Genomic DNA, 12,864 nt, shown 5'->3' on the forward strand with positions numbered 1-12,864 from the left:
GTGCTCAAACCCCGTCTGGCTATATTTCTGTCAGCATAGTTCTGCTGATAATTTCATCCTGTACGTCTTTGCAGAGCTCAACAAAGAATGCTGAGTAGCCCGCAACACGCACAACAAGATCACGGTAATCTTCAGGGCGCTTCTGCGCTTCAAGAAGAACATCGTTATCAAGGTAGTTAAACTGCATTTCACCGTTACCGAGCATGTTTGCGGTACGGATAAGAGTAATAATGCCTTCTTCACCCTGCGGTGTATCCAGCAGGCCGGACATAATTTTAAAGTTATGCACCATGCCTATGTTCATGCTGTCGTTCGGCATTTTGGATACAGATTTGATAATGGCTGTAGGGCCTTTGTAGTCTGCACCATGGCTCGGGCTGATACCGTCAGAAAGCGGCATCCATGCGGCACGACCGTTTGCGGATGCACCGGTAAGCTGACCGAACGGAGTGTTGTTGGAAATGGAAAGAGTACCGTGGCTCAGTACAGAATAGAGAGTCTTGTACTTGCGGTGTTCATTTTCTGTGAAGTTAACGAGATCAGCCGCAATAAGGTCTGCATAGTCATCGTCGTTGCCGTACTTAGGTGCTGCAAGACAATCAGCCTTAATCTGATCAAAGCCCACAAAGTCTGCTTTCAAAGCTTCATTAAGCTGCTGGAGGGTGTATTTTTTCTCATCAAATACAAGTTTCTTGATTGCTGCCATGGAGTCGGCGTAGGTAGCCAGACCACTCCAGACTACACCCGGGCCGAAGTTGTACATGGCACCGCCCGCAGAAACGTCACGGCCATTTTCCATACAACCTTCGTACATGATGGACATAAGCGGCTTAGGAGCAAGCTCTCTATGGACACGCTGAGAAATTACAGTCGCTACGCTTGTAAGCTCTGTAACGTACTTAATCTGCGCCTTAACAGCTTCTTCAAACTTCTCGTAGGTTGTAAAGCTACTGAGGTCGCCCATATCAGGGCAAACCTGTTTGCCATACCAGAGCGGCACACCGTGGTTGAGAACCAGCTCAATGCAGATCGGCCACTGGGTGTACCCTGTGGATGTCCACTGATACAGGCGACCTGATTTTTGCGGTTCTACACAACCCATCAGGCAGTAGTCGCGTGCATCTTCAATAGATACGCCCTTTGCAAGCATCATCTTGATGTGGGTGTCATCAAAGTGAATAGCAGGGAAGCCCATACCCGCACGGATTACTTCGATAATCTTGCGCAGATATTTTTGAGGGGACTTACTATGAACACGGGTTGCAAGAGATGGCTGGTATACCTTCACATGACGCACAGCATCCATCAGCAGGTAGGTAAGATCGTTTGTTGCATCAAGTCCTTCGCGGGTTACACCGCCGACGCACATGTTAACAAACGGCTGGTAACCTGCGAAGAACTTGGAGCCGCCCTCACTGGTAATCCACATCATTTCAGACATCTTGATCAGCATACAACCGGCAAGGTCAAACGCTTCATACTCAGTCATACGGCCGGATTCGATATCGGCTTTAAAGTACGGGTACATGTACTGGTCGACTCGACCAATAGACATACCTGTCTGGTTTTCTTCAACCACAAGGAGGGACTCAATGGTCCACACAGACTGAATTGCTTCCCAGAATGTGCTCGGTTTATGAGCGGGAACACGTGCGTTTACTTCAGAAATTTTCATCAGTTCCGCTTTACGCTGCGGGTTCATTTCCTGCTGCGCAAGCTGTGCTGCGTATTCAGAAAGTCTGCGTGCGTAAATCATGATACCTTCTGCGGTATCAATTATGGACTTGTAGAAGTATATCTTTTCAATATCATCAGGATTCTTGTAGCTCAGCTCCTCAAGGTGTTCCCTTGCTTCTTGCTGAACATCAAGCATACCTTTGTTCATCAGGATAACGTCGTACCCCGGGTTGGAGTCACCACCGCCGTTCACAGCATGGTATGAGCAATCGGAAACGTAAGACTCACCGGAAAGATCCCAGACACCTGCTTCGCGGTACTGATCTTCACAAAACTCATCTACGGATTTGCCTGCCCAGTACGGGAACAGCTCTTCGCGCATGATCTTTTTGTCTTCTTCAGAAATGTAGAACGGGTCCTGACTACGAGTGCCAATGGTATCAATTTCGTCTTCCATCCAGCGCCACGCAATATCCGGAGAAAAGGCACCGGCACGTGGAGCACCGCAAGGAGCACCTACGATAAGTTCGTCATTCTGGATTACAAGCGGTGCAGTTTCGCAGCAGTACTTAAAGCACTTTGCACGAAGCAGTACCTTAGGCATGCCCGGATTCTCTTTAGCAATCTTGGTGATCGCACGGGCACGGTGGGTAGTAATGGACGGCACCTGTTTAAGAAAATTCTCTCTTAAACGAACCTGACGGTCTGTAGGACCTTCTGGAATGCCTGCGCCATGCTGAGCCGGAGTAAACGCCACAGGGTTGCCTTGGGCAGCCTTGCGTTTCAATACTTCTTCAGTCACTTCTTCGAACATTTTTTTCAAAGAAGCACGTTCATCAGGAGTCATATTTTTAGTCGCTTCTGCAAGCTGATTTGATAAATCCCGAATATCCACTTACTACCTCACTTATCTTTGAAATCTTTCAGAGTTAATGTCGGCATCACAGCCCTCCAGTACCTCTTTCAAAATACGGTGTACCGCCTCGAGTGAACTCTGTGAGAAATCTTCCTGCGACACGAACGACTCGCTCTTGCAAGACAGCGAATTCCTGCCGAAGATTTCTGCACCGACTGATTCTACATTGCGCACGCCGTATCCGACCTTGCGGCGATAAATCAGGTTCATCGGTGATACATTATCTGAAGTGAATCCCTTTCCAGCCGAGCCGCTACCCAGTGTCATTGAAGGGAACAGGTTGGTGGTCGCGCCCATACTGCCGAATGCAGCAGGTGTATTTACAAGCACCCTGCCCACCGGCTTTTTAAGCGCAAACTGTGTAATCACGTCTTCATCATTGGAATGGATAACCAGCGTGTGGCCGCAGCGATCGCTAAGCAACAGCTCAATGCATTTTTCGCATGCGTGCATCCAGTCCGGTTCAATGTAGAAGCCAAGAACAGGACACAGTTTTTCACGGGAGTACGGATCAAATTCAGACACGTACTTTCGTTCTGCAATCAAAACTGTGGTGTTCTCCGGCACGGTTATTCCGGCTTTTTTTGCAATAGCTACTGCCGGAATACCGATCAGATCGTGATTCGGTTTTCCATCTGAATAAAAAAGTAACGAGCCAAGCTTCTCAGCTTCATCGGCTGTCATGAAATACGCACCATTACTTTGCAGCGCGCTTTTCACCTCTGCCGCCACGCATCCATCCACAACTATGGACTGGCCTGCGGCAGAAACAACACCATGATCAAACGTTTTGCTGGCAATAATATCTTTTGCAGCCTGCTGAATATCTGCTGTGCGTTCAATAAATGCCGGACCATTTCCGGCACCGCCGTAAATGAACGGCTTGCCGGATTTGCTTGCAGCGTCAAGCATACCGGGAACGCCAGTATTCATAATAAGGGAGGCTGCCTTATGCTCCATAAGCTGAACTGTTCCGCTGGTGGCAACTGTATTTAAATATGACAGTGCCCCTTCAGGGAGTCCGCTTTTATGAGCCGCTTCGATCATAATATCGAGCGTTCTTTTAATTGTTTTCTGAGCCCTTGGATGCGGCGAAAATACAATGGCATTACCTGATTTAACAGCAATCAATGCTTTGTAGATTGTTGTTGAAACCGGACTGGTAGCCGGACACAACGCCACAATCACGCCTACAGGAACCCCGACATCTTTCGTCTTCTTCTCAGGGTCCTCATCAATGATACCTACGCAACGGAGTCCTCTCAGGTTCCTGCGGGCAACATTGCACACAAACTCATTTTTTATGAGCTTATGCTGCCAGTCACCATATTCCGTTTCTTCATGAGATAAGACCGCAAGAGCCTGCGTATGCTGCTCAAGCGCCTCAGCCATGCTCTCTACGATGGCATCAAGCTGTTCCTGAGAAAACGCTGCGAGCTGCTTTTGTGCAGCGTATGCATTTTCTGCGAGGATTCTGGCTTCCTGTATAGAAAGAAGATCATTATCGATTATTGTCATTACGGCACTCCGAAAAAGCTACAATCGCGTGAACAAACGATCCTGCATTACTTCGGAAGAAGCTTTTCTAATGAGTAACGGTCTGTAATTTTGAAAATGTCCTGATGCGGTGAAGGAATTACGATTGAGCTATGAACTTCCATATCCATTCGTTCAATCGCACTCACACCTGCTTCAACAGCAGAGTTACATGCAGACACATCACCCTGAACCAGTACAGAAATATATCCTGACGCGGTGTTCTCGTAGCCGACCAGCTCAACATTTGCTGCTTTAAGCATGGCATCTGCTGCTTCCAGCACATACACAAGGCCAAAAACTTCCACCAATCCCAGTGCGCTTGCTCTACTCATTCTGGCTACTCCACATCAATATCGTGCACGGAAACAATGTCGCCGACTCTCGGCTCAGGACGTGCCATTACGTTTTTTGCAGTCACTTTGCCGATTCTTTCAGCCGCAGCTGCACCAGCTTCTACTGCTGCCTGCACTGCCGCAACATCACCCTTGACCATGACGGTAACGAGAGTGGAACCGATGTTCTCATAAGAAACCAACTCGACATCAGCCGCCTTCAACATTGAGTCTGCTCCATACAACGCCGGAACCATGCCCAGTGTTTCAATGAGACCCAATGCATTTTCACCGCGATAACGCATACTATGTTCTCCTATATGTTAGTTACACCTGCTCCATCAGGGTTGAGTAATTAGAATCTTACCCCTAGGGGAAAGTTTGAGGCTGAAAAGTGAAACAGGTACAAAAGCCGTTAGAGACTGCAAACACAAACAGGGCTACGCACCACACATAGCAGCGCCCTACTTCTTGTTTAATTTTTTCGTTCCTGCCGGAAGAACCGTTTCTACATCAGTATGCGGCCGAGGAATCACATGAACAGAAACCACCTCACCCACACGCTTGGCAGCGGCTGCGCCTGCATCTGTAGCAGCTTTAACAGCTCCCACATCGCCCCGTACCATGACAGTCACCAAACCTGCCCCTATGGACTCCCTGCCCACCAGAGTAACGTTTGCTGCCTTTACCATGGCATCACTGGCTTCCACCGCTCCGATCAGTCCTTTCGTTTCAACCATGCCTAATGCGTCGCTTCTGCTCATTTCAAAATCTCCTGTTTTATCCGGTTACAACGTTTACCGTATGTACATGTTACTGCACACAACTCTCACACCATGCAGTACCATTTTAAAAACATAAAACAGTACACAAAAAAAAGAGAATCGATTCTAGCTGTTCAATTTTCTATTTCATCTGCCATCTATTCCAACAAAATTACAAACAAACACACTGCAATCTTTTTGAATATAGAGAGATTTCACTTTCAAATATACGACTAGAAAAAAACAAACGTCTTACTAAAATAAATTTTCAACTCAATGTGCTTACATTTAAATCAAAAAAAGCAGTATTTGATTCAAAAGCAGTAGCAACAATCAAAAAAATTTATCTACATAAAAAGTAACCATCCAAAATGATGAATATTTTTTACACAAGCAAATACAACCCTTTTATGAGCATGCATAAACCTAGCCCTGCCCCCTAGGGGGAAGGTCAAGGTCTTTCTCGGCCTTTGTAAAAAATTTACAATATTCTTATTTTATCAATTGGTTACATTTAAAACACATTTTTCTCCTCTCATGGTAGTAATTTTCATAGCAGTTCATGGGGTACTGTTTCCTTTATCGATAGATCAAAAAAAAACGCCTCTGCATTTCTATGCAGAAGCGTTTAACAACTCATCTCAGTGTCACGGCATCCAACTCAACGAGTGCTGTACAGTACATATAAAAAAGCCAAGCTCGTACACGCATTCAACATGCTAAAGCTTGGCCTTGGTAATACTGTGCAGCCGAATCTTACCGAATAACAATAGCTATTGCGACAACCCCTTAGAAGCACGCAGCCTCGTTACGACATACCGGCTTTCCATGAGGTATGTTATGCTTTCAGTGCTTCATATTTTTTATACAATGTGGTCTCTTCTTTACGCATTCTACTGCTGAGAATCCCCATAAGGCGACCGTAATCTTTGGCAAATTCCAAGCCTGAGCCGCCGTTTGCGTACTTTTCAAAAAACTGCAGCACATCTGCCGTAATTTTATCCATCTCACTCAAGTACATGTTCAGCAGCCTGTTCAATGTAGCGTCTGCCTCGCCTTCTTTCTTCAACACCGGATACAGTTCTTTATCTTCTTTCTCCAGATGCGAAACCAATGCACCTTTGATTGAAAGCAGTTTGCGCTGTCCTTCTTCGGAGGATATGCCGAGTTTTTCTACTTCGCCAAATGCGCTAAGAATTTTTCCATGTTCAGCTACGAGTGTTCTAATTAATGCAGACATTATATTGCTCCTGATGGTTACTTTCAAAGTGAGTTCGCCTTCTGGATACTCTCAATGCTCATCGTAAACTTTGAGGTACGTCAAAATTTTTTATTTTTACGGCATATTATGAAAAAAACATTACTGAATAACCAAAGAGAACGTACCGGCAAACACCAGAAACAAAAAAAGCTCTTACACTTTCGTGTAAGAGCTTAATGTACATTGGCGTCCCCAGGGGGATTTGAACCCCCGTCGCCTGCGTGAAAGGCAGGTGTCCTGGGCCAGGCTAGACGATGGGGACGCTTGGTTCGTGCTTCGTGAGTTCCCTCACGTGCGAAGAGGTATTTATGGAAAAGCAGACCTGCTGTCAACTTAATTTTTGATTATTTTCTACAAAAAATATTTTTTCTCTCTTGCCACACTGGTCAGGTCGTCTTATCTTAGAATTAAGTACAAGGAAGAGATTATCGATAACACTTCCAAAATATATATTCAGTAACTCTAACGGAGGGTGTGAAAGGCTAATGGGTACTAAGATTGAACAAACAGTGAGAGAGTCTACCGGATAAAAATACAGGATTCGGAGCCGGTGTACACGGTACACGACAAGGCCGAACCAAGCAGCAATACGCTAACATATTTTGTAGGTAGATTCTCTCTTCGTTTGTCTACCATTCGTCACACAGTCCACCATCAGGTGGTCTTTTTTTTGTGCCTTTTTCCTGACCATAAAAAAGCTGTGCACCTGTAGGTGCACAGCTTTATCATTATATAGAGACCGTGAAGACACGGCTTCCAGCATTTCAACCCTGCTTATTTCTTAGCGAGAATCGCCTTCGCAGGAATAATACCAGTTGCAGCTGCTGAAACAATATTACCTGCCACACCAGGACCGTCACCGGCAACATAGAGACCTTCAATAGATGTTTCCAGTTCATTGGAAGTCTCTACCTGTGTTGCGAAGAACTTGATTTCAGGAGCGTACAGCAGGGTTCCGTCATCTGCGATACCCGGAATAACGCTGTTGAGCTGCTCAAGACCGTCAACAAGGTTGGTTACAATACGTTCCGGCAACGCCATTGCTATGTCACCCGGCACAACGTTTGTCATAGTCGGTGCGATATGACCGTTGTTGATACGGGTCCATGTGGAACGACGACCACGACGCAAGTCACCAAGACGCTGCAAGATCGGCTTACCGTCACCAATGATGGTTGCAAGTTTACCAATAGCAGTACCGTATCCGGTATTGTCGGAAACAGGGTCTGTCAGCACTACTTTGGAAAGGAATGCAAAGTTTGTGTTTTCAGACTTTTTATCGCGGAATGCGTGTCCGTTAACACAGACGAAATCCTGATAGTTCTCAAGCGCAATAAAACCACCAGGGTTTGTACAGAATGTACGGGTCTGGTCATCATATTTAGAGGTACGCACGAAGAAGGTCGGGTCGTATACGATATCTGTAATGTCAGACATTACATCGTTGTGTGTTTCAACACGAACACCTACTTCAATACCACGCTGGGAAACATTCAAGTCGTACTCGTCACATACTGTGCTGATCCAGTCAGCGCCTACGCGACCAGGAGCAAGGATTACCTGCTTTGCGGTGTAGGTACCTTTGTTGGTTTCAACGCCCTGTACTTTACCGTCTTCTGCAACAACACGCTTTACTTCTTCTTTAGTTTTAAGCGTTACACCGCGCTCAGCAATGTAGTTGGACATATTGTCGATATGATCCGGAAGACAGTCAGAACCGAGGTGCTTCTGCTTGATAAGCAGCAGGTCGATACCGTTTTTGTTTGCTTCCTTACGGATAGCTTTCGCTTTGTCCATGTTGGAAGGATACACAGGACCGTCCATACCAAACTTGTTAAAGATCACTTCTGTTTCATCGATCAGATCTTTTGCTTCCTGCAGTCCCATAAACTGGGTCAAATCAGTCTTTCCAAGCTTGTGAATATAGTTCAGCTTACCATCAGAAAAAAGCCCGCCACCGCCAATACCTGAAAGGATATGGCAAGGTTTACATTTCACGCACTTCTGGGTTTTTCCAATTGGGCATGTTCGATTTTTTACCGCCGGGCCGCGGTCAATCATACATACAGAAAGATTAGAATTTTCTGCAAGGTAGTAGGAAGCGAACAGTCCGGCTGGACCGCCGCCAACAACAATAACATCAAAATCTGTCTTATTAGACATAATAGCAATCTCCAAACATTCTATTTGGCCTAGCCTGCATTTCTCCCTTCAAAAAACAGGAAAATACAGCCTCAAGCGACGTGCGTCTTAAATCGCGCGCACAATGGCTTAGTATATCCTGTACTCGAATCCGGAACTATGTCAACTCAGATTTTTCGGATTTTCAAAAAAACACATCTCCACCTATTCTATAATACTCTCCCCCGTTCACCCTGCAATACACTCTATGGACGAGGCCACACGGGCACCAACGCCCGTCCATAAACCCCAACTCCGGAGCTGAGGTAGTTATGCCAACAGAACGTACAACATACCGAAAGCATATCTATGGAAAGATCAAAGATCGTAAGATCGTGTGGGTCGGGAGTAGAGGGTGCGATGCGGTCCCGCTTACCGACTTCAAGAACCCCGTCGTTTCTATATGCTACGGCAGTCCTGCAAAGCACGACCACATTACCGAGCACAGCTACGAAGAAATGATGAACCACAGGGTCAATCCCTATACATATGATGCCGCAACTGATGAGTCTGAAGGCAGTAAAGAGTTGCGCCGTATCTTAATGAAAGAGCTTGAAGAACCTAGCTGTCTTATCCCTTACAAACCCATGCCGATTATCGACACTGCTTATTTTCTAAACCACAGGCATACAAAACTGTTGGGACTTTTTTCAGAGTTCCATCAACCGTTTTGCAATAAAACATGGGTAGAAACAGCACTTGAAGAAACCGGAATGCACGTCATTCCATGGAAATATCTGGAGGTTATTGAATCCTCCAAGCAGGAAATCTACCGTGCAGCCATAGAAGAGCCCATTATGATGCGCGTTAATGCGGCTTCTGCTGGATCAGGACTTGTCCGCATTGATTCGAGGGAATCTTTTGAGAGTGCATGGCAATGGCTCCAGCAGCACGATGCAACCATCATTGCGTATTCCAACTACTACTCAGGCGCATCCTCTCTCTCCATCTCAGCCTCTGTTTTTGCAGACGGGCGAGTTGCCCTGCATCCGTTAAGCTTGCAGTGCATAGGCGTACCGGAACTTACACCGATAAACGCAGGATACTCAGGAAATGACTTCGGTATCATCCGTGATCTGCCGGTTAACACACTCAACCAGCTTGAAGGGATGGTTCGAGATGTAGGGCAATGGTTTGCATCCAAAGGATTCATGGGTGCTTTCGGTGTGAATGCCCTGCTTCATGACGAGCACCTGTACTTTATTGAAGCAAATCCACGCTTTCTTGGCTCTTCCAAGCTATGTGCCTCTATCGACACCGAGTTGGACAGACCTGATATATACATGACGCACATGGCAGCATTTCTGGGGCTTCCTCCACCACCGCAAATTCCTTTGCGCGAACTGGTAACGCATCAACCGCAAGTGGGGCAGATGATCTTCCACAACGTCTTTCCACATCTGGTTACAGTACAGCGTGATGAGCAGGCGTATGACCAGTTGCCGTTTGCTGTTTCACAGACTCCTGACCCGAAGGTTGCCATTGCTCCAGGCAGCCCTATCAGCACCCTTCAATGGGATGAACCGCTACTGAACCCTAACGGCTCACTGAATGAAACAGGACGCTTTATTGCTGAATCCTTCTTCCAGACAATTAAGGTACAGCCATTAGGTCTCCTTAAGGAGCGCCCAAAACGCATACTCAAATAACAACACACAGCCCCGCTCTCCATCTGAGAGCGGGGCTGTATACAATACTCTTTTCGAACATCATAAAAAAGCTGGTAAGACAAAGTCTCACCAGCTTTTATGTGTATTTGCTAGAACATCTGCTTCAACAGATCTTCCCCGCTCTCAACAGGATCCCGTTGTTCGCGAGTCAGACGCTGTCCCTGCATGATGGTCGGCTGTGTGCCTTCTTTAAACGGCAGGAAGTAACTCTTACCGCTGTAGGCACTGGCGATGCGACCGGAGCCGGCATCAATGCGAACCTGAATAACTCCGGCAGGCATCTCAAAATCCTCTTTCGGATAATCATCAAGCACTTGAAGAAGATAGTCACGCACCACAGGAGACGCCGCACGGGAACCAGTTTCCCACTTACCCATTGGGGTTAGCTGGTCAAAACCCACGTATGCGGTGGTCACAAGGTACGGTGTCACGCCCACAAACCACGCATCTTTTTCGTCGTTTGTTGTACCGGTTTTACCACCGATAGGACGCTTCAGTACTTTAAGACGCCAACCTGTACCATCCTGTACAACCTCTTTCAGCAAAGTGGACATGATGTAGGATGTTTCAGGATCCATACCCTGTGTACGCTGGGTTTCGATGGAAATAAGATCGTCACCCCATGCATCTTTTACAGAGCGGATAAGTCGTCCTTTCACCCACTGCCCGCCATTGGCAAAGGTAGTGTATGCTTCAGTCAGGTTAATCGGCGAAACCGCCACAGACCCGAGAGAAACAGAAAGGTCATACGGGAACGGCCCTTCAAGTCCCATTGCTTTTGCACGCTCAACAACCTTAGGGATACCAAGCGCTTTCGCAACGCGGATGGTACAAAGGTTTCTGGATTTTACCAGTGCAGTACGCAGCAATGTAGGTCCATAGAATACACCTGAGAAGTTTTCAGGACGCCATACTTTGGATGTGGACTGGTCAGTATATACAATCGGTGCATCCAGAACGATGGAAGCCGGAGTATATCCGTTATCCATTGCTGTGGAGTACACAATAGGTTTAAATGCAGAACCCGGCTGGCGTTTTGCCTGAGTTGCGCGGTTAAATTGGCTTTCTGTAAAGGAATAGCCACCTACCAACGCAAGCACGTCACCGGAGCGCGGATCCATAGAGACTACTGCACCCTGAACATTCGGATGTTGCTGCAACGCAAGCGGCAACACGTCTTCTGCGGTCAGTAATTCCGGTTCCCAAGTTTCTTTCAGTCGCTCCGGTACTTCAATAGACGCCCATACGACATCACCAACTTTGAGAACCTTACGTGCATCTTTCATTGCTGGCACGTGGTCTGTGGCAACTCTCGGGTTCGGTTTACGACACCAGTGCATTGTCTTGACCGGAATGCGTCCTTTCATCTCACCAAAGCGTACATCTGCACCAGACTTTTCTACTTTGGTGACCAGAACCTGAATCCATTTTTTATCTGTAAGGAGCGCTGGTACTACTTCCTGCTGTTGCAGGAAATCGTCAACCATCTCAGTCTCAATAGACTGAATAGGTCCCTGCCAGCCACGGCGTTTGGAAGAGGCTTCCAAACCAGCACGTAATGATTCTTCAGCTGCATCCTGATAGTCCATATCGATAGCGGTATAGACTTTCAAACCAGCTTCATACACAGCATCTTCGCCGTAGCGTGGCAACTCAATGCCAAGCTTGCGCATATTTTCTTCACTCAAGTATGAAATGAGCTTTCTACGCACTTCTTCCAAATACCATGCGCCACGTTTCCAGCTCGGGTCTTCCATACTTTTGTACACAAGCGGAGCTGTAATTGCGGTGTCATACTGTTCCTGTGTAATCCAGCCAAGCTCAAGCATACGACCCAATACGTAGCGCTGGCGGGCTTTAGCAGATCCCGGAGCACGAAGCGGGTTGTATTTGGAAGGAGCCTGCGGAAGACCTGCAAGAATAGCAGCCTCAGCTACAGTCAGTTCATTAACATGTTTACCAAAGTAGGTACGGGCTGCAGCTTCTACACCGTAGGCACCTGCACCAAGGTAAATTTCGTTTAAGTAAATAGTAAGAATCTCGTCTTTCGTCAGGTAGCGTTCAAGACGGAAAGCGAGAATAGCTTCTTTGAGCTTACGCTCATAACTTTTTTCTGAGGAAAGGAGCAGGCGTTTAATAATCTGCTGTGTAATGGTAGAGCCGCCCTGTCTGATTGAACCGGCACGCATATTCTTAATGAATGCGCGGAAAATCGCTTTAGGGTCAACCCCGTCATGCTCGTAGAAGCTGTCATCTTCAGCGGCAAGAAACGCGCGCTTAATAAGATCCGGCATTTCTTCGTGAGAAACAAGGAAGCGCTTTTCACGATAAAAATGACCCAATACTTGGCCATCACGAGCATATACAGTTGTTACCAACGGCGGCTGATAGTCGTTGATGCGGGTAAAGCTTGGTAAATCTTTGGAAGCCCACCAGTACAAACCGGAAGCAGCCAAAGTACCTACAGCCGCTACTAACGCAAAGCCGATACAGGTATACAGCAATATTTTTTTCATAAAGTTTA

The 12,864-nt window shown here is 46.7% G+C and carries 9 protein-coding genes and 1 tRNA gene; 1 reads left to right on the plus strand and 9 read right to left on the minus strand.

Annotated features, from left to right (window positions below):
- Positions 1-19: 19 nt before the first annotated feature.
- The 8 genes from cutC to SP90_RS11470 form a co-directional block, all read right to left on the minus strand.
- A complete protein-coding gene (gene cutC, locus SP90_RS11435; protein ID WP_407920036.1) occupies positions 20-2,524 on the minus strand; it encodes a choline trimethylamine-lyase in 2,505 nt (834 codons plus the stop codon).
- Between the two features lie 60 nt (positions 2,525-2,584).
- On the minus strand, positions 2,585-4,111 hold the full coding sequence (locus SP90_RS11440) for an aldehyde dehydrogenase family protein (RefSeq protein WP_066856198.1): 1,527 nt from the start codon (positions 4,109-4,111) through the stop codon (positions 2,585-2,587).
- 47 nt (positions 4,112-4,158) lie between these two features.
- Positions 4,159-4,464: a BMC domain-containing protein gene (locus SP90_RS11445; RefSeq protein ID WP_066856201.1), complete on the minus strand. Its 306-nt coding sequence runs from the start codon at positions 4,462-4,464 to the stop codon at positions 4,159-4,161.
- Between the two features lie 5 nt (positions 4,465-4,469).
- The gene (locus SP90_RS11450) at positions 4,470-4,769 is read right to left on the minus strand and encodes a BMC domain-containing protein (RefSeq protein WP_066856204.1); all 300 of its coding nucleotides are present in this window, start codon (positions 4,767-4,769) and stop codon (positions 4,470-4,472) included.
- A gap of 159 nt (positions 4,770-4,928) precedes the next feature.
- Positions 4,929-5,228 (minus strand): ethanolamine utilization microcompartment protein EutM, encoded by a 300-nt coding sequence (eutM, locus tag SP90_RS11455; protein ID WP_066856207.1) that lies wholly within the window; start codon positions 5,226-5,228, stop codon positions 4,929-4,931.
- Positions 5,229-6,066: 838 nt separating this feature from the next.
- Positions 6,067-6,468 carry a hemerythrin domain-containing protein gene (locus SP90_RS11460; protein WP_066856210.1) on the minus strand — a complete coding sequence of 134 codons (402 nt, stop codon included), beginning with the start codon at positions 6,466-6,468 and terminating at the stop codon, positions 6,067-6,069.
- 205 nt (positions 6,469-6,673) lie between these two features.
- A tRNA-Glu gene (locus tag SP90_RS11465) sits at positions 6,674-6,751 on the minus strand.
- 512 nt (positions 6,752-7,263) lie between these two features.
- Complete coding sequence (locus SP90_RS11470) at positions 7,264-8,652, minus strand: NAD(P)/FAD-dependent oxidoreductase (protein ID WP_066856213.1); 1,389 nt, start codon at positions 8,650-8,652, stop codon at positions 7,264-7,266.
- 290 nt (positions 8,653-8,942) lie between these two features.
- Between SP90_RS11470 and SP90_RS11475 the strand changes: the two genes are divergently transcribed.
- A complete protein-coding gene (locus SP90_RS11475) occupies positions 8,943-10,319 on the plus strand; it encodes an ATP-grasp domain-containing protein (protein WP_066856216.1) in 1,377 nt (458 codons plus the stop codon).
- 110 nt (positions 10,320-10,429) lie between these two features.
- On the opposite strand, the gene SP90_RS11480 is transcribed toward SP90_RS11475, so the two are convergent.
- Positions 10,430-12,856 (minus strand): penicillin-binding protein 1A, encoded by a 2,427-nt coding sequence (locus tag SP90_RS11480; RefSeq protein WP_066856219.1) that lies wholly within the window; start codon positions 12,854-12,856, stop codon positions 10,430-10,432.
- Positions 12,857-12,864: the final 8 nt, after the last annotated feature.

Source organism: Halodesulfovibrio spirochaetisodalis, from assembly GCF_001672295.1.
Lineage (GTDB): Bacteria > Desulfobacterota > Desulfovibrionia > Desulfovibrionales > Desulfovibrionaceae > Halodesulfovibrio > Halodesulfovibrio spirochaetisodalis.